The following is a 25,573-nucleotide window of genomic DNA, read 5'->3' as shown; positions in this document are numbered from 1 at the left end:
AATATAGTTTTTAATAAAAAAATATATTCCGAATATTAATTATTAATAGATTTTGATTGTCTGATTTTTGCCTTTTGTTTTTCCAATTTAAACGAACTATTCATTTTGAAAATTCGGATATAAAAATAAACATGTTAAGCACTACTCCTTAACACGTTTATTTACTCTTTATTTAGAATATCTACTTTTTGCTTCTTTAATTTGAGTATTCAATACTTCTTTTAAAGGAGTAAAACCTTTCTTAACTCGTTTTGAAGTCCAAAAATGGACTCGCTTTTTTCTTGCTTCTTTTACTTCAGGAAGGACTGCCCTTCTAGATAAACTAATCTGATTAGAATATGGATCTATATCAATTACTTGTACCTTTATTGTTTCACCAACTTGATACTCTCTTCCGATATCTTTAACATATCCACCATGTATTTCAGAGATATGGATCAAGCCTTCTACTTTGCTATCTAGCCTTACAAAAATCCCATATTGTTGTATCCCACTAATTTTTCCATGAACTATATCGCCAATTTTAACTTGCATACTATCTCATCCCTTACTAATATTAATTATAACTGTCTTTTTAATTAACGCTAAAGACATGACTTCTATGCTTAATTTTTATGGAGGATTTCTTATAAAGATGGAAAAATATGATTTAGCTATTATTGGTGCAGGTCCTATTGGACTTTTTGCAGCCTCTTTTGCTAATTTACATGGACTAAAGACAATTTCTTTTGATGCATTAGACGAAATTGGCGGTCAAATTAATATGCTTTATCCACAAAAAAATATTAAGGATATTCCCGCTTTTCCTTCTATTAAAGGTAAAAAGCTAGTTTCTCAGCTACTTGAGCAAAACATCAATACTAAATTCATTCTTTCTCATAAAGTAAAAGAGATTTCTTTTTTAGAAAATGAAAATATCCTAGTTGACAAAAAATATGAAGTAAAAAGTTTATTAATTGCTACGGGACTTGGCGCGTTTAAGCCCAAAACTCTTCCTTTATCAACTACTTTAGACGTAAACCAACATATCCATTACTCAATGCAGCATCCTGAAATCTTTGCTAACAAAAAAGTAGCCATTCTTGGAGGTGGAGATTCTGCACTTGACTGGGCACTAGAATTAGCAAACACATCAGATGTATTCTTAATTCACCGGAGAAATGAATTTCGCGGTCTTGAAAGCTCCGTCAATAAGCTTAAAAGTTTAAAAAATGTTGAACTTTTAACTCCTTATCTTCCAAAAGATCTGCAGTTAAACAATAATAGAATGGAATTAGTTTTGCATAAAGTTGGTGCAAGTCAAGATTTTGTTACTAAAAATGTTGATGAAATCCTAGTTGCATATGGCTTCAAGAGCGATAATCGACAATTACGTAAATGGGGGATCAAATTAGACCATAATCTAATCGCTGTTTCTCAAAAAATGCATACCAACCTTCCTCATGTATATGCAATTGGCGATGCTATTACTTATCCTGGAAGAGTGCCAATGATTGCTTTAGGATTTGGCGAGGCACAAATTGCAATTAGCAACATTATGCAAGACCTATTTCCAGAAAAAACAATGACTTTTCATTCTACCAGTATTTAATTTGTGAAAGGAATCTATTTTTATTTATGGGACTTATCGATTTTATTCTTCATATTGATGACCATTTAGTCACCATTGTGAATATGTTTGGAAACTGGACTTACTTAATCTTATTTGCAATTATTTTTATCGAAACAGGTCTGGTTATCTTTCCATTTCTACCTGGAGATTCACTTATATTTGCATGTTGTGCTATGGCAGCAACGCCCAAATATAATCTTCACTTCTGGGTTTGCTATTTAATCTTCATAGCAGCTGCTGTTTTAGGTGATACGATTAACTATGAAATCGGACATTGGTCACAAGCTGAAGGGACTAAACACAGTTGGTTCAACAAGTTAATTAATCAAGATAAACGAAAAGCCGCTGAAAACTTCTTCGATCGACACGGCGGTATTACAATTGTAATCGGAAGATTTATTCCATTTATTCGTACATTCGTTCCATTTGTATCAGGTGCAAGTAAGATGCATTATCGAACTTTCATCATTTATAACTTCATTGGTGGTTTTCTCTGGGTAACCTTATTTTCCGCATTAGGATTCTTCTTTGGAAATATTCCAATCGTCCAGGAACATTTCTCATTGATCGTGATTGCAATCATTTTAATTTCAGTTTTACCAGTCTTGATTATATGGTTAAAGAAAAAATTAGTATTAAAAAAGGAGCTTCGTTAAAGCTCCTTTATTTTTTTGACAAAATAAAACAAGAAAAATATAACTCATAAATTATTCCGCCAGTTGCAAAGCAACCAGCAAAAAACTCTTCGGTTAATACATTAATAATTGGGTCTGTCGCAGGGTTAAATAGCCAATCCCCATTGTTGAACAATAGATGATGAAATGCTACAAAAAATTCATCAAAATTCATTAAAGCAAACGGTAAGATAATCACAGGCAAAATCATGAAAATTAGCGCTGTTGTTCTCGAAATATAAATATAATTCATTCTTTTTCTCATTTTTAAGAAAATAAGAATAATTAATCCAACTACAAAAACAATTATCGCTAATTCAAATAGTAACTTACACTCATAAAAATGTCGCGCTGCACTTGGAGAAGTCGGGAAATTTGACATCTGAAGTCTATCATTAAATGGCGACAATAAATAATCTAAGAGTTGTGTATAGTTCTTCATCACTGTTGCTAAGGTTGTCTTTACGATCAAATTCGTTTTTTGAATTTTTACAAAAACTGCTAATAATGGCCAACTTAAAACTACTGCACCTAAAGTAGCAGTAGCAAGAGCCATCAAACAATTGTAAACAACGGCGACGATTGGTTTCTTCTTCATAGTTTCCACTCATCCAGATTTTCTACAACGTAAGTTGGCTGCTTATCTCTTTCTGCCAATTGCTTCTTAGTAGTTACACCGGTCAAAGTTAACAAAGAGTCAATATTACAGTTAATGCCTGCCATAATATCAGTATCATAGTTATCCCCAACCAAAATTGCATCCCTGCCTTGAGCATTTAGCATCTTCAAAGCACTAGCCACAATAATTGATGAAGGTTTACCAATATAAATGGGCTTAACACCTGTTGCTACTTCTAGCATTGTACATAGTGCACCGTTACCAGGCAATAGCTCATCCCCAGAAGGCAAATTTTTATCAGCATTTGTTCCAATAAAAGTTGCGCCATTTCTAATTGAGCGAGTAGCAACGCGAATTTTATGATAAGTTAAATCCGTATCCATTCCAACTACAACATATTTAGGATTTCGATCATCGTAGTAGAAACGTTCATTTTTTAACAGACCTTGCACTAATCCTGTCTGTCCAATGATATAAACTGGTATCTTAGCAGTATCTGGATTTTGAGCAAGCAAGTAAGACTCCGTAGCTAAAACCGGCGTATAAATATGATAGATATCTGTGTTAACCCCATGTCCGCGCAATTTATCAACTACCATTCGCGGCGTACGAGTAGAATTATTAGTTAAAAATAAGTGGGGAATATTTTTCTCTTGCAAACGATGAATGAATCTAACGCCACTTTCGATCGTATCGCTACCGCGATAAATAGTCCCATCCAAATCAATTAAGTAACATTTATAATCTTTATGTTCCACAATTAGCCCTTTCTTTTCTTAATTACGAAGCCTTTATTCTTGTGACTTCCTTTTCCACGTTGAAATTTTACAGCTGTCTTATGGCCACCAATTCTTGTTTTGTGGACACGTCTTTCTTTAAAGTAGGGACGTTTAGAATGATAGCGATTATTAGACATATTTTTTCTCTTATTTTGTCTGCCAAATGCAACCTTTTTAATCTGATTTTCTTGAGCTAGTCGTAAAACAAAATATGCACTGCCAGGATTACAATATTCCTCTAAATAATCCACAATCGCATTAGCTTTTTTATCAATTGCAACGCGATCTTTTTCATCGTAAAATCCTTTTAATCTTAAATGCTCACTTGAAATGTCCCCTACTAAATAATCGTACTGGTCAAGGAAAGGATCATATTTCTCTTTTAGCATTTCAATATCTAGAGCATCTTTTACATTAGCTAAAATTTCATACTTTCGCCCATTAATCATTATCTTATCTTCATTAACGATTACATGAGCCAAAGGATGATAAAGCGGTTGTTCTTTATCTGCTTCTTTATACTCCATTATTTTTCTTTCTATTTATCTATTGGATATTTCTCTTTTAAGTAGTTTCCAATTACAGTTCGTAAATAATCAGGGAATAAAAACTTGTTTTTACCCATAATTGAAATGGTAGGGAAAAATGGAATTAAAACATAATGATCAAGCAAGGCAATTGTATACTCTTTTTCAGGATCAATCTCTTTTCCGTTAATGTAGACTGTTCTACTTGCATGATCAACCTGAATGCCTTTATAAACAAGATCGCCAAAAATTTTCCCTCTAAAACTCATTCCTTTGAGGGCAAACTTGCTTAGAAAATGACGGTTCTTTTCCATCTCCATTACCATGCGCCAAACATCACTTCCAAATAATTTAGTTTGCACTACATGCATTGGGTGAGGTAAAGCAGCTTGTAAATCAGCTTCTGTTAAAATTCCCTGATGAAATGGCGTCAAAAATAAGCCACTATTTAAAACCGCAATATCAGTTCCAGCAAAATCACTAATTGCATCTAGAGAAACTTGAATTGCTGCCATTTTATCATCGTTAAATTTAGCAGGTAACTTTGCAATTTGACGTGATTGCAGCATTTGTTCACCCTGCTTACGCCAAGCATCGATTTTAGCTTGATCAGATTCCGAACTTGGTAAATCAGCGGTTTTGACAGTATTTGGTACAATTGACACTACCTGGTGATCATCATTTAATTGAATCGCAATATCGCCGATATGCTGACCCCATTTTCCAGTTTGGGTAATCCATGTTTTATTTACTTTCTCGCCCTTTGGTAAATAATCATGACTATGCCCACCAACAATCAAATCCACTTCTGGATAATGATGTGCAATATACCGATCCATTCTTAAGCCAATATGACTAACGATAATTAACATATCATATTGCCCGTTAATTGTAGGAAGTAACTTATCTAAAGTATCAGAAATCAACTTCACATGCCAGTGGTTAGGACCATAGGTCATAGGATATGCAGCAGTTAAGCCAACAACTGCAATTCTCGTTTTCTTCTTAGTTTCAAAAATCTTATATGAAGTACACCATTTAGGCATACTTTCATCTTCTTCACGTAAGTTAGCTAAAATAACTGGAAAATTCGCATGATCAAATAATTTTTCTAAAACTGCATGTGAATTAGAGATTCCTTCATTATTACCAATTGTGATCGCATCATAGTTAAATTCATTCATCAGCTTAATATTAGCTTGGCCCTCAGTTGCATCAGATAAGGGATGAGAACGATCCATAAAGTCTCCAGCATCGAAGGTAAAAGTTTGATCAACACTTTTGTCATTTTGTGCTTGATGTAAATATCTTTTTATTTTAGGAAATTGTTCAAAGTGAGAATGTAGGTCATTGGTATGAACAATACGTAATTTTTCCATACTTTACTCTCTTCTAACCAATATGATTGGCTTTTAATACTGTATTAAAGGCGTCTAAAACTTTTCCTTTAGGCTTTTCCCACTCAACCCACTGCGGATCTTTCCAATCATCCTCATTGGTTAAAGTCTCTAGTTGGTACGTTTTATTAATATATTCTTCATATAATTGAAGTGCTTTTGTTCTAGCCAAATTTAGCTGAAGTATCCGCACCTTCTTTATCAATCCACGATCTACGGCTAATTCAGCGATACCATTTTGATCAATATTTGAAATTTCATAATATTTAGATCCATCATTGCGAGTAACTTCTTCGATTAAATCTAGTTGCTCATAAGCCATATTGCAGCATCTACTTTCTTAAAAATGATTATTAACTACTATATTAATTATAGAAAAAAGTATACATCCATGCTATTGTTAAAAAGAATAGAGGTGTACACATGAAAACAAGCAGGCTTTATTTCCTAGCCCTTTTTTTTAGTTTGATTTTTATTTTTGAATCGGGATTCCTAGTCATTGGTCACCGCGGTAATCCCAGTAAATATCCAGAAGAAACAATTCAAAGTGATAACTCAGCTTTTGCAGATGGCGCGGACTATGTAGAGCTCGACCTGCATGTTTCCAAAGATAACGTCTTAGTTGTTTCTCATGACCGCGATCTAAGCAGAGTTGTTGGATCATCGGTTATTGTATCACAAAATAATTTTTCCTATTTAAACACCTTAAAACAAGCTAATGGTGAATCAATTATTTCTTTAGATCAATTATTTGATTACTACAAAGATAAACCTAACACTAAATTTTTGCTTGAAACAAAAAAAACTAAGCATAATAGTCCTAAAAATATGGAAGAACTCCTTGCTGCCAGTATCAAGAAATACCATATGCAAGATCGAGTAATGATTCACAGCTTTTCTGCACCAAGTTTAAAAACTATGAGTCAACTGTTACCAGATGTTCCAAGAATCTTTATTGTTGGTTCTTTGCAAAGAATTAATTTTGAAGTACTAAGTTACGTAAACGGAATCAATATCTCATCTGATCTAGTTACCCAAAATCCCAAGCTAATTAGTCAACTTCACGCGCTACATCAAAAGGTATTTGTTTGGGCCGAAATGAATGAGTCGCCTAAGTTATGGAATTGGTTAATCAACAATGATGTTGATGGAGTTGTCACTAATTTCCCCGCAAGAGGCTATAAATACAAATTAGCTAAAACTGGCACTAAAAAATATGTCGTTAACAAGGACGGAATTTACTTTGGCCGTGTACCTACTACAATTAGTGAGAATCCATATCTAAAGGTGACAACATCAAAAGAACTTAATTTTTTAGACCCAGTTCATGTTTCTTCAGCTGTTATTGCTTCAGGACAGACTTTTTACCAAATTGGCGATAAGGAATTTGTTCCCGCTGACCTTGTTAGTTTGGACCTACAACCTGAATGGATTTTACCATATTGGAATTTAAGTATTATTAACCCTACTCAAAATCCAATTTTCACTTATAATAAACCTGATAAGCAATCTGGTAAAAAGAATCAACTTATGCCAAGAAAACACTATAAAATACTAGGTGTAAGTGGCGGAGTTAAAGATTTATGGCTTCTTACTGATGATGGCTGGGTTAAGTCGTCTAAAGTCTTATATTATGGCTTATTTAATAAAAACACATTTGCCTATAAGAATTATCGAAAACTCGATCCTGCTTTTCGTCAAACAAACGTTGCCCTATTTCCTTATTTACCAGTTGAAAAAGTCCCAAATAAAAGCTTTTGGTCGACTTATTCAGATGTAAATGCTGTAATATTTAATCAGAGATAAAAATTAAAGGAGTACGTTATGGAAGAACTAAATTATAAAAAATTAGCACAAGAAAAGAAAGATGCTATTTTAAATGATTTAAAAGAATTGATTGCAATTGATTCTTCTGAAGATTTAAACAATACTAGCAAAGAATATCCTGTAGGTCCTGGCCCAGTGAAGGCTATGAAGAAGTTTTTATCATTTGCTAAACGTGACGGCTTTGATACTGAAAACTTTGATAACTATGCTGGTCGAATCAACATGGGTTCTGGCGACAAACGCGTTGGTATTATCGGCCACATGGATGTCGTTCCTGCTGGCGAAGGCTGGAAAACTGATCCATTTAAGATGACTATTAAAGATGGCAAAATTTATGGGCGTGGTAGTGCTGATGATAAAGGCCCATCCTTAGCAGCTTACTATGGCATGCTGATTTTAAAAGAGCATGGCTTTAAACCTAAAAAGAAAATTGACTTCGTAGTTGGAACTAATGAAGAAACTAACTGGGTTGGAATTGACTATTACTTAAAGCATCAACCAGCTCCAGATGTTGCTTTCTCTCCTGACGCAGAATTTCCAATTATCAATGGTGAACAAGGCATTGTTACCTTAAAACTTGACTTTAAAGATGACCCAAGCCAAGGCGATGTTAAACTTTGGACATTCCAATCAGGAATTGCAACTAATGTTATCCCTCAAACAGCTCATGCTCAACTTGAAGGCGATATCGATGGCATCAAAGAAAAGTTCAACTTATTCCTGAAAGAGCATAAGCTTGAAGGAAAGGCAGAAATGCTTAGCGGCCGTCTTTCATTAACTTTAACCGGTCATGGTGCTCATGCTTCTGCTCCTGAAACTGGTAGAAATGCTGCTACTTACCTTGCTCTCTTCCTTGATAGCCTTAACTTTGACGGTCAAGCGAAGAATTTCTTACACTTCCTTGCAACTGTTGAACACAAAGACTTTAACGGTAAGAAATTAGGTATTTTCCATCATGACGACTTAATGGGCGACCTAACTAGTTCACCAAGTATGTTTAACTTTGAAGGTCAAAACGCATACCTATTAAACAATGTTCGCTACCCACAAGGTATTGAGCCAGAAGAAATGGTTAAAAATATTAACGAAAAATTCGGCGATATCTTAGACGCCAGAATTGATGGTTCAGCAGAAGCTCCTCATTACGTTCCTGGAGACGATCCAATTGTTAAGACCCTGCTTTCAGTTTATGAAAAGCAAACTGGTAAGAAAGGTCACGAAGTTATCATTGGTGGCGGAACATATGGCCGTTTATTCAAACATGGTGTAGCCTTTGGTGCTCAACCAGAAGGTGCTCCACTTGTTATGCACCAACCAAATGAATACATGAAGGTTGACGATTTAATTAATTCAATTGCTATTTATGCCGAAGCAATCTATGAATTAACTAAATAAATCAAAATATTAATAAATTCGTAAAAAAGGACAGCGTCATTGCTAGTCCTTTTTTTGCTATAATAGGGGGAAAGTAACTAACAAAGGATCCTGATCTGTGAAAAATTTAAAAGAAAAAATCATAGAGTTCCTAACTGCGGGGCCAGAAGTTAAAACACTTCAAAGCAAATCAGACGAAAGCCAATGGAAATTTTACAGTGGCATCGTTTATTTAACTTTACGTCGTGTTTTTCATTATTTGATCTTAATTGCAGTTTTTGGTTTGTTTCTCCTAATCGGTTTTGGTGGTGGTTATGCTCTTGGCATCGTTCGCCAGCAGCCCATTCCAACAATTAGCGAATTAAATCAGCAAATAAACCATGCACAAAATTCAGCCACACTTTACTATGCTGGCAATAAAAAAATTGCTACAGTTCGTCCAGATACCGTCACTAAAAAGGCAAGTGAAAGCGAACTAACTCCTTTAGTTAAGAATGCTGTGACAGCTACTGAAGATGAGAATTTCTATATTCATAAAGGAGTTTTACCTAAATCCCTAGTTAGAGCTGTTCTTTCTGAGCTAACTGGTGTTGGTGTACAAACTGGTGGATCGACTTTAACTCAGCAATTAGTTAAAATGCAGTTTTTAACTAGTCAGACCACTTGGAGAAGAAAAGTTACCGAAATGTTTTATGCTCATAAGATTGAAAAGCATTTCTCAAAAGAAGATATTCTCCGTTCATATCTAAATGCTGCTCCTTATGGTAAAAACAACCGTGGAGAAAACATCGTAGGTATTAAAACTGCAGCTCAAGGGATATTTGGTAAGTCTATTTCTGAACTTAACCTTCCTCAAGCTGCCTTTATTGCTGGTTTACCTCAAAGTCCATCTGTTTATACCCCATATCGTTTAAACGGAAAAATTAAAAAAGACCTTGATTTAGCGATGCGTAGAAAAGATATCGTTCTATTTCGGATGTATCGAAATGGCGATATCAGTAAAAAAGACTATCTTGCAGCTAAAAAATATGATTTACGTGCTGACTTCCTTGCTCCTGAAAAAGCATCTAAACAAAAGAAACAAAGTGGCTACTTATATAATTTAGTAATGAATAAGAGTACTAGTCTTTTAGCAGAAAAATTAATTGAGCAAGATGGTTTAAAGGTATCAGATGTTAAACAAGATACTAATCGTTATAATCAATACTTAACTAGTTCAACTGAACTGCTTCATCAAAAGGGCTATCATATTAAGACCACGATTAGACAGCCACTTTATCAAACTATGCAACGCATAGTTAAGCAAAATAAATATGGTCAAGATAAGACTTCTCGTGATTTTGATTCATCTACTAACAAGTGGGTTAATACTACCGAGCATGTGGAAAACGGTAGTGTCGTAATTGATAATGCAACTGGCAAGGTATTAGCTTTTAGCGGCGGAGTTGACTTTAAGAATTCTCAAATTAATCACGCCTTTGATACTTATCGTTCACCTGGTTCATCTATTAAGCCATATCTAGTTTATGGTCCAGCAATTGAACACAAGTTTATTTCTAGTCAAACAGCATTAGCAGACTTCCCTACTAGATTTGGCAACTATATTCCAACTGACTACAATTCCACTGTTGAAAACCGGTTTATCTCAGCTCAAGAAGCTCTAAGTAAATCTTATAACTTACCTGCTGTAAACTTATACAATAAATTAGTCAACGATAAGAACATTAATTTACGTCAGGATATGAAAAAACTAGGCTTAAACTTGAGTAAAAGCGAATTTGAAAACCTAGGTTTGGCCCTCGGTGGTACAGATTATGGTTTTTCAGTTGCTGATAACGCTAGTGCCTTCTCTAACTTCTATAACAATGGTAAGCGAGCTGATCCTTACTACATTGAAGAAATTCAAGATCCATCAGGTAGAGTAATTTATAAGCATAAACAAAATCCACAAAAAGTCTTCTCTACCGGCACCTCTTACATCATGCAAAAGATGCTTCACCAAGTAGTAACTAAGGGTACTGCTTCAAGCTTAACTGGTACTTTGAAGTTTAACTACAAGAACTTAATCGGTAAAACTGGAACCAGTAATGATTATCGTGATATTTGGTTCAATGGGTCTACTCCTGGAATCACAATTTCTAGTTGGATGGGGTATGACAACTTCTATGGCCACTCATATAACCTAGATTCTAATTCCAGTGAAACCAACTTAAACCTTTGGGCAAATATCGCCAATGCACTTTACGAAGAAGATCCGTCAATCTTTAAGTTAAATGATGCACCAAGTCGTCCAAGCTCTGTTTATAAAAATAAAGTCTTAGCAAGAACTGGAACATTGCCAGGAACTGTAAGCTATGATGGCGATAATATTGAACTTTCTGGTAAAAAGACTACCGCATTAAGTTTATCCCCTGCTCCAGCTGCTACTGCAAGATTTGGTATCGGTGGATCAACTAAAGACTACAACCTCTTCTACGACTACTTAGAAGGCAAGAATAATGATTATGGTAAAGTCTTAATCTACACTGGTAAGACAATTTCTAAGAAGAAAAATATCAACAGTCTGTTTGCTGTAGCTGATGGCTCAACTTCAGAAGATGCTAAAAATTACTATGGTAAAAACCACGAAGTATATCGTGAATCAAATAATAATTCCTCATCTTCGACTAATCGGACTGTCGGAGCTAATGATCAGCAAGCTCGAAGTACTGGTCAAGGCGGAAATGGTAATGGTTCTTCTTCATCTACTTCTACTAGACGGAGTCGTTCAAGTTCCGCAACTGAATCATCTTCTTCAACTGAAAATAGTAATTCCGAGAGCAACAATGCCGCAAATGATGTAAATTCAAATATTAGTTCTAATGAAGGTTCAGCTGCTAATACAAATACTGGCAGCGAAACTAGTGAAGGCAATACAGCCACTGATAGTGGTCCGACCGCTCCGTAGAAAAATCATAACTTTAAAATCAATAAAAACTGATAATCAAAATTAAAGATTATCAGTTTTTTTTTTCACTAAGGTCATAAATTTTAGGTTAATTATTAAAATATATTGAATAAAATTAATTAAAGTATTATTATTTAAATCAAATTTTAATATTAAAAGGAGAATTAATGGAATTACTGAAATATTTTAAAAAGTTAAAATGGGAATTTCTATTAGTAGTCTTTCTCATAATTGTTAATGCTGGATTTTTAACACTAGCAGGTATTTCTAGCGCTAATGCATTGAGTGCTGTTGCTAAATTACGCGCAGATGCGTTCTTTATGTGGGTTGCAATAATGGGTGGAGCCTATATTATTTATGCTATTGTTAACTGTCTTGTTAATGTAGAGCAAACACGCTTATCTCAAAATGTAGACAAACTGATCAGAAATAGCATTGCAACAGACTTATCCAAGGCAAACTATGCTACTTTTCATAAACAGACCGTAGCAACATACAGCTCTTGGTTAACTAACGATATTACTACTATTAATAATTTTGGAATCACTGACTTTCTAATGATTGTCAGACAAGTTAGTGAGATAGTTTTTGGGATGCTCACCCTAGCGTATTTCAATATAAGTTTGGTAGTAACTGTTGTTGTCTTAACAGTTATTATGGGAATCGTACCAAATATGTTTTCTAAAATTTTAGCTAAACGATCATTAGAATATACTCATGCTAATGAACGATTAGTTAATACAATTAATGATATATTAAACGGCTTCAATACTCTCTTTTTAGCCAATCTTCCTCAGACGATTGTTAAAAAAATCGATGGTTCTTCAGACGATGTTAAAAAGCATACATTAAACTACAGTAAAACTGCTGGAATAACTCAAGCAATAACTAATGGTTTAGCATTTATTAGCCAAGTTATTATTTTAGGACAAACTGGTTGGCTAATTTTACATCATCTTACACCAGTAGGAACGATTAGTGGTGCACAATTTTTTGCTAGTACAATTTTTGCTGAATTAAGCGGTATTAGTTTTAACTGGCAGGAATTTAAATCCATAAAACCGATAATGGAAAAATTCAAATCTATATCTAACACTGAAAGTGAGCCTCATTCAATTTCTAATTGGCACCTAGGAAAACTTGGACTAAATAATATTTCCTACCATTATCCTGAAAATGATGAACCAATCTTTCATAATTTGAATTTAGATTTTATATTGCAAAATAAATATATCCTAACAGGAGATTCTGCAGCTGGAAAATCCACAATTTTAAATCTAATTGGTGGTTTACTAAGAGACTACAAAGGAGAAATTAATCTTGGCAACATGAGTTATGATCAAATTTCAGATCATGATCTACACCAAAAAATTTCTTATTTACAGCAAGATCCGTATATTTTTTCAGCATCCCTAAAATGGAATTTAACTTTAGGAAAAGAAATATCAACTCAAAAAATTAATAAAGTAATCAAAGAGTGTGGTCTAGAAGATCTAATTGCTAAGCTACCTAAAGGTATCGATACTATTTTAGATGATCAAGGAAAACAATTATCCGGCGGACAAAAACAACGTATTGCATTTGCTAGAGAAATATTACGTGATACCCCAATCTACCTATTGGATGAAGCAACCTCCGCATTAGATAAAGCTTCAAGTACACAGCTTGAACGCTTGATTTTGACTAAACAGAATAAAACTGTGATTATGGTAACTCACCACTTAAGAAACGAGATCAAACAATTAGCTGACGAAGTGGTTAACTTAAATGAAATAAAAAATGTGACTAGTGAAACCACTTAAAATCATCACTACTAAAAAAGTACTGTTAATCTTCGATTGAAGAATTGACAGTACTTTTATTTTTAATATTAAATTTTAGATTATCTACTTAGTAGAACGAGACTTCTTCAAAGTATATGGCAAGATAACATGTGAATCGTCTAATTCTTCATCATTCATCAACTTAGTTAACATTCTCATTGCAACAGCACCAATATCATAAAGCGGTTGTTGAACAGTTGTTAATTGAGGACGAACAATTTTAGCGACATTAGTTGAAGCAGCGGAGATAATTTCTAAATCTTCTGGGATCTTTACACCAGCATCAGCAGCAGCATTAACGATACCTGCAGCTGTTACATCACGAGTAGCAATAATTCCATCTACATTATCAGCTTTGATTTGCTTAAATAATTCATAGCCATCTTCATAAGTCTTGGCATCTTCATAGATGTGAACGTTCTTTAAATTATGTTCTTCCATGAAATCCTTATAGGCAACGAAACGGTTGTCCTTGTTAACATAAGCTTTTCCGTCACCTACGACTAAGGCCAAGTTCTTCTTACCATTTTTTAATAGAAGACCTAAAGCTTCCTTTTCAGCAGCCTTATAGTCAATAGTTACACTAGAAAATTCTTGGTTAGCATCAGCAGTACCAGCTAAAACAACTGGTGTGTTAGTGCGATTGAAAATTTCTTGTGCCTTTTCATTCATCAAGTTTGACATGTAAATTACACCATCAACTTGCTTATTAAGTAAATTTTGGATAACTTGATCTTCATTTAACAAGGTATTTCCGACACTTGAAAGTAAGATATTGTACTTATACATTGTAGCAATATCGTCAATTCCCTTAGATAATTCAGCAAAGTGCATATTTGTCAAATCAGGGACAATCAATCCAACTGTTGTAGTTCTCTTTGAAGCTAATCCTTGAGCAACTGCATTAGGTTGATAATGCAAACGATCAATGACAGCTAATACTTTTTCACGTGTTTCTTTACGTACATTATTATTTCCATTTACTACTCTTGAAACAGTAGCCATAGAAACTTTTGCTTCACGAGCAACATCATAAATTGTTACTTCTTGCTTTTGCATAAATTTCTCACACTCCTGTAAAAACACTCTTTTATAACTTATCAAGAATATTCACACATTGCAACCGTTTACGACTAAAAACTCATTATTTTACCATATTATATGGTATACTCCCAGTATATATTAAAAAAGGAGCCAAAATTATGAACTTAGACAAGTTACAAAATTGGTTAATTTCAACCAATAATGATGTTGCTTATATTTCTGATCCAATCAGTATTAATTATTTCACCGGCTATAGCATGGATCCACATGAGAGAATTTTTGCTTTAATTGCTTTTAAAGACAAGCCTGCATTTATTTTTGCACCTGAATTAAATGTTGAAGAAGCTAAAAACTCTGCTTGGGATGGCGATGTTTATGGCTATCTTGACCATGAAAACCCATGGGCAAAAATTGCTGATTTAGTAAATCAACGTGTTGGTAAACCAAATAATATTGCAATCGAAAAATCGCATCTTTCAGTTGACCGTTTAGAACAATTACGCATTGCCTTTCCTGATTCTTCATTTACCAATAATGTTTCTCCATTCGTAGCTGAAGCACGTTTACGTAAAACTCCAGAAGAGGTGGAACAATTAAAGGCTGCTGGTGCAGAAGCTGATTTTGCCTTTCAAATTGGTTTTAATGCCCTAAGAAACGGCGTAACTGAGCGTTATGTTGCTGGACAAATTGATTACCAACTAAAGCTTCAAAAAGGTGTAATGCACACTAGTTTTGAGACAATTGTCCAAGCTGGTACAAATGCTGCTAACCCTCACCTTGGTCCAACAATGAACAAAATTGAACCAAACGAATTAGTTTTATTCGATCTTGGAACCATGCACAACGGCTATGCTTCTGACTCAAGTAGAACTGTCGCTTACGGCGAACCAACTGCTAAAGAAAAAGAAATTTATGAAGTCGACCGTGAGGCGCAACAAGCAGCTATTGAAGCAGCTAAACCAGGCATTACTGCTAGCGAATTAGATGCTGTTGCTAGAAATATTATCACTAAGGCTGGTTATGGTGAATACTTCATTCATCGTCTTGGCCACGGTATTGGAATGAACGTTCACGAATTTCCACAAATCATGGAAGGAAACGACGTAGTTCTCGAGGAAGGCATGTGCTTCTCAATTGAACCTGGTATTTATATCCCTAACGTAGCTGGAGTTAGAATTGAAGATTGTGGTGTAGTCACTAAAAACGGTTTTGAAACCTTCACTAAGACAAGCAAGGAATTAAAATATATTCCAGTTAAAGACTAGGCCTAAAATTACCTGTTGATAAAATTTATCAACAGGTTTTTTATTGCAAAAAAAGAACCAAGTAGAACTTGATTCTCTTTATAAATATTTAATTTTAGTTATTTTCAGTATCTTCAGCATTGTTTAAATCGCTAACAGCATCCTTGTCAGATTTTTCATCTTCGCCAAGATCTTTGTTAGTGTCATCAATTACGATATCATCAAAATCTCTTAATTCGGAATCATCTTCAACTGACTTAGGGAAAGAAGCTAATTGATTCTTAATAGCTTCAGTTCCTTTATCATACTTTTCTTTCAAATCTTGCAATTTTTCATTTTCAGCAAGTTTTTTCTTTACATCGTCAGTTGCGTCTTCTGGCAACAATAATGAGCCAGCAATTAAGCCAACACCTAAACCAACAACGCTACCTAATAAAAATCCACCAAGTTTACGCATAATTGTTCTCCTTTAATAAATATTAGTCTTCACCGCGACGACGTTTACGTCTTGCAAACATGCGACTAACTAGAGATGAAAAGATGCCAATTCCAGCTCCTCTAATACCCATACCAGAGAAGCGTTCAACCATTCTTCTTGATGAAGAATTGATATCTGACACGCTTTCACCTAAATCTGCTGCTGCCTTTACAACTGGTTCTAATTCTGTTACTTTTCCATTTACGTCAGCTAAAAGAGCATTACTTTTTTCTAATAAATCTTCACTTTGCTTCATTAATACAGAAGTTTGTTTCGTTAAATCATCAACAGCCGTATTAACGCTGTCCATAGTTGAGTCAACTTTTTTCATTGTCTTAGTAACTCTAACAATCAAAGGTAAAGTAAATAAGACCAAGATTAAAAAGGCAACTGCTGCAATTAAGCCAGCTAATGCACCATATGAAATTGACATAATCTATCCTCCATTAATTATTCCTCTCATAAAAAAGTCTAGCATTATTCCTCCCCTCAAGCAATGAAATAGTACCCAAGTTTTTGATATACTATTTTTAAAGAAACTAGATAAGGAGGGCATGAGTTGAACTGGTCTACTCTTCTAAAAGGAACTTCTACAACTAAAAAAACTAATAATATCGATTACCTAATTAACTGGGACAATGTACTGCACACTTTGTTAAGCCGTGGCATCCAAATTATTATTACTACAATTATTTTCTTTTTAATTTGGCATATAGGAAAACGCTTATTAACAAAATACCTATTAAAAAATCCTAAATTTCAGGAACGCATGACTGGAAGAAAAAGAACCTTAGCTCAACTAGGAATTGCTCTTTTTCAATATACTATTCTCTTATTTTATTTATATAGTATTTTAACGTTAATGGGAATTCCAGTCGGAACGCTATTAGCTAGTGTAGGATTAGTATCTCTAGCTTTAGGGATGGGCGCACAAGGCTTAGTTAGCGATGTCATAACTGGGATGAACATCTTAAGCGAAGGTGAATACAATATCGGCGATACTGTCAAAATTGGCAACTACACCGGAACTGTTCTCTCCTTTACCTTGCGCAATACCCGCCTTAAAACTACTAATGGCGCTGTAATCTATATTCCTAATCGCAACATTACCGTAGTTGAAAATTTGAGTCATGGTTCACACTCTGGCTGGAGCATGGATATTTATTTAAATCTTTCAGTAGAAAATAATCTTACTGAAATTAATCATGCCGTTGATACGGTAAACGCCGCTTTAAAAGATAAGTTTAAAAAACAAATCAAAAAGGGCCCTCAAATTATTGGAATCATTAATCAAACCGGCTCAAGTATTACCTATCAAATTCATTTTCAAGTAATTGCAAATAGCCAAAGTACGATTAAAAATGCCTATCTCAGTGCTTATATCAAAGAATTCAATCAACGCGGGCTTAAATTCAGTCCCATGCCAACAAAACAAGAAAATAGCTCTGCATCTTAAAGGATTAAGCAACCAGACTTTTATCTATTGCTTAATCCTTTTTTATTGCACAACGCGAACTACTTCGCGAGCAATCATTAATTCTTCATTAGTTGGGACAATAATTGCCTTTACTCTAGACTTAGGTTTAGAAATAAACTTTTCACCATCTGTTCGATTAGCCTTAAAATCTGGTTCTAACCCCAAATATCTTAATGAGGACATAATACCAGCTCTAATACCAGGATCATGTTCACCTACTCCTGCAGTAAAGACAACTGCATCAATTCTACCTAACTCTGCTGCATAAGCACCAACATAGCGAACAACACGGTTAATGAATATCTTACGTGCTAACTTGGCACGCTTATCTTTACTTTCAATTAAGTCACGCATATCAGAAGATACACCTGAAATACCTAATAAACCTGACTTATAATTCAAAACATCAATTGCTTCATCAATATTCATTCCGGTCTTATGCATTAAACGCTGAAGTGCTGAAGGATCAAAATCTCCGCTTCTCGTCCCCATTGTTACACCAGTTAACGGACTAATTCCCATTGAAGTATCATAAGACTTTCCGCGTTTAACCGCAGTGACTGAAGCACCTGATCCTAAGTGACAAACAATCAAGTTAACTAAGTTAGGATTTTTCTTAAGCATCTTGGCTGCACGCGGTGCAACATAAGAAATAGAAATTCCATGCGCACCATATTTTCTAATTCCATAATCTTCATAATATTCATAAGGAATTGAATATAGATAGTGAATTGGATCTAAAGTTTGATGATATGAAGTATCAAAAACTGCTACTTGTGGAACATTAGGAACAATATTCATAAAGGCCTTAATTCCATTTGCCTCAGGAATGTTGTGCAAAGGCGCAAGTTCACCTAAATCAAATATTTCTTGTAACTCTTTGTCACCAACACGAACTGATTCTTTAAATATTTCACCGCCATTTACAATTCGGTGACCAATTCCAGTAATTTCTCTCAGATCTTCAACTACATGAAATTTTTTCAAATCCTCAATTAAAAGCTTCACTGCCTCTTCTTGATCATGAATCGGCATATTTTTGATATATTCTCGCCCATTACTCAACTTAATTTTAAAGACAGCATTTTCCATCCCAACTCGATCAGCCATCCCTGAAGCGATAACTTTTTCATCAGGAAAAGAAAATAATTTATATTTAAAGGACAAGCTTCCTGAATTAATTGCTAAAACTTTTTTCATACGCTATAACCTCAATTTCAATTAAACTTACATTTATTAAGTAAACTCACAATTTTAGTATAGCGCTTTCATACTTATAATTAAAAGCAGAAAAAACAAAAAGAACTTATCCCCTAATCAGAATAAGTTCTTCGAAATTTATTTGTTTTCCATCTTTTTCCACCAGGCCGGTAGTTCCGCAAGTAATTTTCTCAAAGCTTGACCTCGGTGAGAAATTGCATTCTTTTCATCCACCGTCATTTCAGCAAATGTTTTTCCTTTATCAGAAACAAAGAAAAGCGGATCATAACCAAAATTGCCTTCACCTTGTGGATAAGTTAAAATTTCACCACGAATTTCGCCTTCAGTTACTAGATCATCCTCAAATTTACCTGGCCAAGAAACAACCATCGTTGTATGAAAAGTAGCCTTTCTCGCTTCTTTTGGCACCCCGCCTAATTCTGCTAATAATTTAGCATTGTTCAGAGCATCATTATGAGCTTCCCCGCCATACCGCGCAGAATAAACGCCAGGAGCACCATTTAATTTATCGACCGATAATCCTGAATCATCAGCTAAAGTCGGTAGATTGCTAAATTCTGCCATCTGGTGAGCCTTGAGCTTGGCATTAGCTAAAAATGTGGTACCAGTTTCTAACACATGTGGTGGGTCAGTCAAATCTTGATTAGTAATCACATGAATCGGAAAGTTATTCTTTTTTAAGGCTTCTTCAACTTCCTTAGCCTTGTTTTTATTGTTAGTTGCAAATAATAAAGTATCCATTTTTAATCCTCAGCATCTACATGATGACCAACAATTGTTTCATCATTCATCCATTGACGTGTTATTTCAGTAAACTTCTTAGCTTCACCTGTCGTATAGTACTCGTGTTTTGTATCAGAATTACCAGCCGCAAATAAACCATCACGTCGTAAAACATTATAGGTATATTGTGCCACCTGATCAGCTGGGTCAACAATCTTTCTATCTTGACCAACCACTGCAACAATTTCCTTTCTTAATAATGGATAATGGGTGCATCCTAAAACAAGGGTATCGTAATCAGCCTTTTTCAACGGCGCTAAGCTTTCGCTGACCACAGCCTGCTTAATCTCTTCAGCAGGATCCTCCTCAGCAAGAGGCGCTAATTTAGGTTGTGCAAATTCGCTTACTTGAATTTTTGGATCACGATATTGAATTTCTTTTAAATAAGAATGACTATTAACAGTTGCCTTAGTACCAATTACCGCAACATTCTTTGTTTCTGTGGTTCTAGCTGCAGCTAAGGCACCAGATTGAACTACTCCAATTATTTGCAAAGGAATTTCTTTTTTAATAGTAGACATTGCAACCGCAGTGGCAGTATTGCAACCAAAAATAATAATCTTTACATCTTTACTTAATAAGAAGTTTACACTGTCGCGAGTTAAAGAAATAATCTCTTCTTTTGAGCGATCTCCATAGGGCATATTAGCCTGGTCACCAATAAAAATAGTTGATTCGTTAGGCATCTTCTCAATTACTTTTTTTAAAACAGTTAAGCCACCTAAGCCTGAATCTAAAACTCCAATTGGTCGATTATCCATTAAAAAAACTCCTTTAAACAAATGATGATTAAAATCTCTTTTCTCCTCCACCTATTTTAAGTTAAAATGTTATAGAAGACAAAAGGAAATGAAAGCATGGAACACACAAACGAACATCTTTATTTTTTAAATTCATTATACCGTGACTTTATCTTACCTACTATCTTAGGTAGCGAAGATAAAGAAATTCTTTACTGGGCCGGTAAACACGTCAGTCGCAAATATGACTTATCAGACATCGATGACTTGATCGAATTTTTTGACATGGCTCAATTTGGAACTTTAAAAGTACTCAAGGATCGTAAACACACTGCAGTTTTCGAACTTTCAGGACAAGTTGTTACTGATCGACTAGATAGCCAAAGTGATGAATTTTCATTGGAAAGTGGAATTATTGCAGAATGTTTAGAACGCCAAAATGGCACTCCTACTGAGGCCTCAGCTACGATTACTAAAAAGCATGTCGTCCAAATTACAGCTCAGTCTGATTGATCAACTTAATGAATACAAAAAGACTAATATCAAAAAGGGTAAATCGCAATCGCGGTTTACCCTTTTTGACTATAAATTAATCAGTGTATTGATCTAAGATTTGTTCAAGCTTTTCCTTAGGAGTATAACCAGTTAAGCGGTCAACAATTTTACCATCTTTTTTAATCAGTAAAGTTGGAATTGCCATAATTCCTAAGTTTCGAGCTGTTTCTTGATTTTGGTCAACATCCATCTTAGTGAACTTTATATCGTCCATTTCTTCTGAAAGTTGGTCAATTACTGGTGATTGCATTTTACATGGACCACACCAAGTTGCCCAGAAATCAGTTAAAACAACACCTTCGCTAGTTTCATCTTCAAAAGTTGCATCTGTAATTTCATCAACCATAGTTATTACCTCACAAAATAAATTCTTTAAATTATAAGTATAGTTTAGTAGAACTACTTACTTTTTGCAAGTATATTGCTTATTGCAAATTAACTATTGTAGCCCCTGTTCCACCTTGATTAGCTGGAGCATAATTATAACTCTTTACATGTCGATTACGCTTTAAATATTGTTGAACACCATTTCTAATTGCGCCTGTACCAATACCATGAATGATGGTTACTGTATTCAACCCAGCCAAAAGTGAAGCATCAAGATAGCGATCTAAGTTAGTCAAAGCTTCTTCATAACGCTGCCCTCTTAAATCAAGTTCACTACTTGCACGGCTAGAACGAAGACCACGACTAGAGCGAACAGATTTCTCTGGCTTTTTTTGACTGGCTTGTGCAGCGATCTTTTCAACATCACGATCAGTTACCTTCACCTTCAAAATACCAATTTGGACTTCAAATTCATGCTCGCCTAACTTCTTCGTAATTACACCTTGTTGACCATATGACAGGACTTTAACATTGTCGCCTACACTTACATCATGACGCTTTTTTTCACGCTGTAGCACCTTATTATTAGCCAAGTTTTGATTTTCACGCTCAAGTTTATTCAAAGCGCCTTTAGCTTCAATTACTTTATTGGTTCTAACTTGTCCGCCAGCTCTTCTTTGCTCTTCAAGATCATTGATAATCTTTTCAGCTTGCTTACGTTTCTTAGCAAGCATTTCATCAGCTTTCTCCTGAGACTTCTCGAGTTGCTTTTGTACTTGTTGGTTATACCAATCAAGCCCATTTTGCAGTTGACGTTTAAGGGTGATACTTTGATCAACATTTTGCTTCAAAGTTTCATGAAGTTGTTCAGCTGCCTTAGTTTGTTCTGTTAAACGCTCAATCATTTTATTAATGTCGCTGTCTTCATCATTCATTAGGTCCCTAGCCTTATCTACAACAGCTTCATTCATTCCTAATTGATGTGCAATCGCAAAAGCATTACTTTGACCAGGAATTCCAATTCTCAAGCGATAAGTTGGTGCCAATTTCTTTAAGTCAAATTCCATTGAGGCATTAGTAGTTCGCTTGCGGTTATAACCATATAACTTTAATTCTGGATAGTGTGTAGTAATCGCAATCTTTGCTTGTGTTTGGCGTAAATCATCTAAGATTGCAATTGCTAAACTTGCACCTTCTTCTGGATCAGTTCCAGCACCAAGTTCATCAATTAAAACTAAATCATCTTCAGTAACATTATTCATAATTTTAATAATCTGATCCATATGCGATGAAAATGTACTCAAAGATTGCTCAATGGATTGTTCATCTCCAATATCAGCATAGATTTCATTAAAGACCGTTAATTGACTACCTTCTTCAGCTGTGATAAATAAACCAGCTTGAGCCATTAATTGTAGCAATCCTAAAGTTTTTAAGGTAATAGTTTTACCACCAGTGTTTGGTCCTGTAATTAGCATAGTATCAAAAGTAGTTCCTAATTCAATATTATTTGGTACTACCTTTTTAGGATCAATTAAGGGGTGGCGTGCCTTTCTCAACTTAATGATATGATCTTGATTTAAGACAGGCTCTGTCGCTTTCATCTTCTTAGCTAATTTGCTTTTAGCACTTAAAAAGTCTAATTGAGTTAATGCTAATGCATTATTATTAATTTCTTTTTGATAAGCACCAGCAAGTTCGGATAACTCGATTAAAATACGGTGAATTTCTTGGCGTTCTTGAGCCAGCAAATTTTGTTGACGGTTATTAAGTACCAAGACTGCTTGTGGCTCAACAAATAAAGTTTGACCACTAGCACTTTGATCATGAACAACTCCACCAAATTTATTTTTATATTCTTGTTTTACTGGCAAAACATAACGTCCATCTCTGATAGTCACAATATTTTCTGACAAATATTGCGTATGCTTGCCACTAATATAGTCATTCATGTGGTTCTTAATATCAGTTTCATTACTCTGAATATCATGTCTAAGCTGCATCAATTTAGAAGAAGCTGTATCTTTAACTGTTCCATCATATTCAATTGCTTGATTTAACTTCTTAAACAAATCTTCTGGAACTGCTAAATTTTTGAGGTACTTTTCAATAGGACGTGTATCAATTTCACGCTCTTCAAGGTCCGATGCAAATTGTCCTACATCTTTAGCCAAACTAAGAACTAGAAATATATTACCTAATTCTTCACCATTTAAGTTAGCCTTAACTTTCAATCGCTTCAAACTAGGTCGAACATCTTTAAAGTCAGTTATCGGCATTGGCCCCTTAACTCGCAAGATATTCGAAAGTACTCTAGTTTGATCAATTGATTTTTTTACTTCATCAAAGTCACTACTTGGCATTAATTTCAGAGCCTGAGCTTTTGCAGGTGCAGTAATTGCCAAGTCACTTAATTGTCTAATTATGCGATTATATTCTAATTTTTCAATAATTTTAGAGTTCATATCTTCCACCTAGCAAAAAGGGCCCCGTAGCTGGGCCCACTTTTATATTGTTGTAATGAATAATTTTATGAAAATTTGCGAAATTCCTGGAGAGAAATGCAAGATACCACTTGCTAAAATAGAATGCCCCAGCATATTTTGCAAACTATTGTTAGGAATCGTAGCTAAGATAAATAAAAGCAAATAAACACTAATTTGGGTCACAATAAAAGCAATAATAATGCTGCCCCATGTATTTAATCTAGCATCTACAGTAACATATCTTAACTGATTAAAACCTAACATCACCAAACGCCATATACAGCAAACAAGCACCAAAACAATTGAAAAAGCTATTGCTGCATAAAATGACTTATCTAATGTTAATCCTGTAGTCTTATCAAAGAAAGCAAAGCTACTTCGATCACTTGCTGAGGGATATGGCACCCAAAGATTTAAGAAGTTACTAAAAGGTTTATATAATAATGTTGCCAAGATTAACCCTACTACATATCCACCTGCAGCTAAGCCTTCATACACTATGCCACGTCGATAACCTACATAACAACAATAAATAAAAATTAATAAAATGAGAATAGAAATCATTGTTCATCCTTATTAAGCAAAAAAGACTAGCCTTTCTGCGCCAGTCTTTTTTGAAGATTATTCGCCACTTAAACGATCGTCTGACAAAAATGTATTTAAAACGCCTTGTACCATGTTCCACTCGTCATCATCAGAGATTTCGTGTAAGTCAGAACTGGTTACATCACCGTCTTCATCTGCATCATAGCTAAAAGCTTGTACTTCGACATCATCATCGTCGCTAACGGCTGCTGGATATAGTAAAACATAAGATTTACCATAATCTTCAGACGTAAAAGTGAACAATATTTCAAAAAGTTCTTCATTGCCTTGATCATCAACTAAAGTGATTTGACGATCATTATCTTGGTTAGCGTTAATTTTTTCACTCATTTTACTTATCCTTTCTGGTTGCTTCTAGATAACTTTGTAAAATCAAAACAGCAGCCATTTGGTCAATAACTTTTTTTCTTTCAACACGATCATGTACGCCGGCTTCTTGAACCAGAATACGATCAGCCTGTACGGTTGTAAGCCGCTCATCCATATAATGAACAGGCAAGTCAAACTTCTCTTTCAAGCGTTCACCGTACTGCTTGCTTCTTTCTACAGAATGTCCACTACTGCCATCCATGTTTTTGGGTAGCCCTAAAACAAAACCTTCGACGTCGTATTTACGGACAAGCTTTCTGATTTGGCGCATGCCAAAACTAAACTTGCTCTCGTCAATTTTGATTGTTTCAAGCTCTTGAGCAGTGATTCCCAAAGGATCGCTAATTGCAACCCCCACAGTCTTAGAGCCAACGTCTAGTCCAAGTAATCGCATTATTTATTTTTACCTAAATAACTCTTAACCAATTCCTCAATAATTTCATCACGTTCATGTTTCAAGATTAAATTACGGGCATCATTATGCCGAGGAATATATGCAGGGTCGCCTGAGAGTAAGTAACCAACAATTTGATTAATTGGGCTGTAGCCCTTTTCCTCAAGTGCATTGTATACGTCTTGTAGAGTATCGTATACATTCTTACCCTTATTTTGGTTAAAGTCAAAATGCATCGTTTTATCTAGCGAACTCATAATAAAATTCCTC

General features: G+C 34.8%; 27 protein-coding genes. 9 read left to right on the top strand and 18 right to left on the bottom strand.

Translation table 11 applies throughout. The annotated features are described in order from the left end of the window. Positions 1-168: 168 nt before the first annotated feature. Positions 169-534, bottom strand: coding sequence for a CvfD/Ygs/GSP13 family RNA-binding post-transcriptional regulator (locus tag LGAS_RS02200; protein WP_003652313.1), 366 nt, complete (start codon positions 532-534; stop codon positions 169-171). A gap of 100 nt (positions 535-634) precedes the next feature. Here LGAS_RS02200 and LGAS_RS02195 point away from each other — a divergent pair, with 100 nt between their 5' ends. Next, complete coding sequence (locus LGAS_RS02195) at positions 635-1,591, top strand: NAD(P)/FAD-dependent oxidoreductase (protein WP_003652311.1); 957 nt, start codon at positions 635-637, stop codon at positions 1,589-1,591. Positions 1,592-1,617: 26 nt separating this feature from the next. Then, positions 1,618-2,268 carry a VTT domain-containing protein gene (locus LGAS_RS02190; protein WP_003647696.1) on the top strand — a complete coding sequence of 217 codons (651 nt, stop codon included), beginning with the start codon at positions 1,618-1,620 and terminating at the stop codon, positions 2,266-2,268. Positions 2,269-2,275: 7 nt separating this feature from the next. On the opposite strand, the gene LGAS_RS02185 is transcribed toward LGAS_RS02190, so the two are convergent. From LGAS_RS02185 to LGAS_RS02165, 5 genes are read right to left on the bottom strand one after another with little or no spacing between them, the layout of a single operon-like run. After that, the gene (locus tag LGAS_RS02185; protein WP_003647697.1) at positions 2,276-2,884 is read right to left on the bottom strand and encodes a TIGR01906 family membrane protein; all 609 of its coding nucleotides are present in this window, start codon (positions 2,882-2,884) and stop codon (positions 2,276-2,278) included. After that, positions 2,881-3,663 (bottom strand): TIGR01457 family HAD-type hydrolase, encoded by a 783-nt coding sequence (locus tag LGAS_RS02180; protein WP_003647698.1) that lies wholly within the window; start codon positions 3,661-3,663, stop codon positions 2,881-2,883. The genes LGAS_RS02185 and LGAS_RS02180 overlap by 4 nt, the downstream gene beginning before the upstream one ends. Positions 3,664-3,665: 2 nt before the next feature. Further along, entirely contained in the window at positions 3,666-4,211 is a 546-nt protein-coding gene (locus LGAS_RS02175) for a YutD family protein (protein WP_003647699.1), read from the bottom strand. Positions 4,212-4,222: 11 nt separating this feature from the next. After that, entirely contained in the window at positions 4,223-5,590 is a 1,368-nt protein-coding gene (locus tag LGAS_RS02170) for a bifunctional metallophosphatase/5'-nucleotidase (protein ID WP_003647700.1), read from the bottom strand. A gap of 13 nt (positions 5,591-5,603) precedes the next feature. Next, the gene (locus tag LGAS_RS02165; protein ID WP_003647701.1) at positions 5,604-5,930 is read right to left on the bottom strand and encodes a hypothetical protein; all 327 of its coding nucleotides are present in this window, start codon (positions 5,928-5,930) and stop codon (positions 5,604-5,606) included. A gap of 101 nt (positions 5,931-6,031) precedes the next feature. On the opposite strand from LGAS_RS02165, the gene LGAS_RS02160 reads away from it, so the two are divergent. From LGAS_RS02160 to LGAS_RS02145, 4 genes are all read left to right on the top strand, one after another. Beyond that, complete coding sequence (locus LGAS_RS02160; RefSeq protein ID WP_003652308.1) at positions 6,032-7,414, top strand: glycerophosphodiester phosphodiesterase; 1,383 nt, start codon at positions 6,032-6,034, stop codon at positions 7,412-7,414. 18 nt (positions 7,415-7,432) lie between these two features. Beyond that, positions 7,433-8,830, top strand: coding sequence for a dipeptidase PepV (gene pepV, locus LGAS_RS02155; RefSeq protein ID WP_003647702.1), 1,398 nt, complete (start codon positions 7,433-7,435; stop codon positions 8,828-8,830). Positions 8,831-8,927: 97 nt separating this feature from the next. Beyond that, on the top strand, positions 8,928-11,756 hold the full coding sequence (locus LGAS_RS02150) for a transglycosylase domain-containing protein (protein ID WP_003647703.1): 2,829 nt from the start codon (positions 8,928-8,930) through the stop codon (positions 11,754-11,756). 167 nt (positions 11,757-11,923) lie between these two features. Further along, positions 11,924-13,558 (top strand): ABC transporter ATP-binding protein, encoded by a 1,635-nt coding sequence (locus tag LGAS_RS02145; protein WP_003656533.1) that lies wholly within the window; start codon positions 11,924-11,926, stop codon positions 13,556-13,558. Between the two features lie 84 nt (positions 13,559-13,642). Here the strand turns inward: LGAS_RS02145 and LGAS_RS02140 are convergent, their stop codons facing one another. Beyond that, positions 13,643-14,638: a substrate-binding domain-containing protein gene (locus LGAS_RS02140; RefSeq protein WP_003655093.1), complete on the bottom strand. Its 996-nt coding sequence runs from the start codon at positions 14,636-14,638 to the stop codon at positions 13,643-13,645. A gap of 143 nt (positions 14,639-14,781) precedes the next feature. Here LGAS_RS02140 and LGAS_RS02135 point away from each other — a divergent pair, with 143 nt between their 5' ends. Beyond that, a complete protein-coding gene (locus LGAS_RS02135; RefSeq protein WP_003647705.1) occupies positions 14,782-15,888 on the top strand; it encodes a M24 family metallopeptidase in 1,107 nt (368 codons plus the stop codon). Positions 15,889-15,982: 94 nt separating this feature from the next. Here the strand turns inward: LGAS_RS02135 and LGAS_RS02130 are convergent, their stop codons facing one another. Beyond that, on the bottom strand, positions 15,983-16,324 hold the full coding sequence (locus LGAS_RS02130) for a hypothetical protein (RefSeq protein WP_003647706.1): 342 nt from the start codon (positions 16,322-16,324) through the stop codon (positions 15,983-15,985). Between the two features lie 22 nt (positions 16,325-16,346). Then, positions 16,347-16,778, bottom strand: coding sequence for a DUF948 domain-containing protein (locus LGAS_RS02125; protein WP_003647707.1), 432 nt, complete (start codon positions 16,776-16,778; stop codon positions 16,347-16,349). 126 nt (positions 16,779-16,904) lie between these two features. Here LGAS_RS02125 and LGAS_RS02120 point away from each other — a divergent pair, with 126 nt between their 5' ends. Further along, positions 16,905-17,801, top strand: coding sequence for a mechanosensitive ion channel family protein (locus LGAS_RS02120; protein ID WP_011678781.1), 897 nt, complete (start codon positions 16,905-16,907; stop codon positions 17,799-17,801). Between the two features lie 42 nt (positions 17,802-17,843). Here the strand turns inward: LGAS_RS02120 and LGAS_RS02115 are convergent, their stop codons facing one another. From LGAS_RS02115 to murI, 3 genes are all read right to left on the bottom strand, one after another. Further along, complete coding sequence (locus LGAS_RS02115) at positions 17,844-19,022, bottom strand: acetate/propionate family kinase (protein WP_003647709.1); 1,179 nt, start codon at positions 19,020-19,022, stop codon at positions 17,844-17,846. Between the two features lie 138 nt (positions 19,023-19,160). Further along, positions 19,161-19,784 carry an XTP/dITP diphosphatase gene (locus LGAS_RS02110; protein WP_003647710.1) on the bottom strand — a complete coding sequence of 208 codons (624 nt, stop codon included), beginning with the start codon at positions 19,782-19,784 and terminating at the stop codon, positions 19,161-19,163. A gap of 2 nt (positions 19,785-19,786) precedes the next feature. Next, positions 19,787-20,587 (bottom strand): glutamate racemase, encoded by an 801-nt coding sequence (gene murI, locus LGAS_RS02105; protein WP_003647711.1) that lies wholly within the window; start codon positions 20,585-20,587, stop codon positions 19,787-19,789. Between the two features lie 96 nt (positions 20,588-20,683). Here murI and LGAS_RS02100 point away from each other — a divergent pair, with 96 nt between their 5' ends. Continuing rightward, positions 20,684-21,079, top strand: a complete 396-nt coding sequence (locus LGAS_RS02100; protein ID WP_003647712.1) for a YslB family protein — start codon at positions 20,684-20,686, stop codon at positions 21,077-21,079. A gap of 76 nt (positions 21,080-21,155) precedes the next feature. Here the strand turns inward: LGAS_RS02100 and trxA are convergent, their stop codons facing one another. The 6 genes from trxA to LGAS_RS02070 all read right to left on the bottom strand — a co-directional run bounded on the left by trxA (position 21,156) and on the right by LGAS_RS02070 (position 25,560). Further along, positions 21,156-21,467 (bottom strand): thioredoxin, encoded by a 312-nt coding sequence (gene trxA, locus LGAS_RS02095; protein WP_003647713.1) that lies wholly within the window; start codon positions 21,465-21,467, stop codon positions 21,156-21,158. Between the two features lie 79 nt (positions 21,468-21,546). After that, entirely contained in the window at positions 21,547-23,913 is a 2,367-nt protein-coding gene (locus LGAS_RS02090; protein WP_003652296.1) for an endonuclease MutS2, read from the bottom strand. Between the two features lie 42 nt (positions 23,914-23,955). Continuing rightward, positions 23,956-24,498, bottom strand: a complete 543-nt coding sequence (locus LGAS_RS02085) for a CvpA family protein (protein ID WP_003647714.1) — start codon at positions 24,496-24,498, stop codon at positions 23,956-23,958. Positions 24,499-24,555: 57 nt separating this feature from the next. Further along, on the bottom strand, positions 24,556-24,870 hold the full coding sequence (locus LGAS_RS02080) for a DUF1292 domain-containing protein (RefSeq protein ID WP_003647715.1): 315 nt from the start codon (positions 24,868-24,870) through the stop codon (positions 24,556-24,558). A gap of 1 nt (position 24,871) precedes the next feature. Next, a complete protein-coding gene (gene ruvX, locus LGAS_RS02075; protein ID WP_003647716.1) occupies positions 24,872-25,303 on the bottom strand; it encodes a Holliday junction resolvase RuvX in 432 nt (143 codons plus the stop codon). Next, positions 25,303-25,560: an IreB family regulatory phosphoprotein gene (locus LGAS_RS02070; protein WP_003647717.1), complete on the bottom strand. Its 258-nt coding sequence runs from the start codon at positions 25,558-25,560 to the stop codon at positions 25,303-25,305. The genes ruvX and LGAS_RS02070 overlap by 1 nt, the downstream gene beginning before the upstream one ends. Between the last annotated feature and the right edge of the window lie 13 nt (positions 25,561-25,573).

The sequence above is a fragment of the Lactobacillus gasseri ATCC 33323 = JCM 1131 genome, from assembly GCF_000014425.1.
Lineage (GTDB): Bacteria > Bacillota > Bacilli > Lactobacillales > Lactobacillaceae > Lactobacillus > Lactobacillus gasseri.
This window is presented reverse-complemented; position numbering and strand designations above follow the sequence as displayed.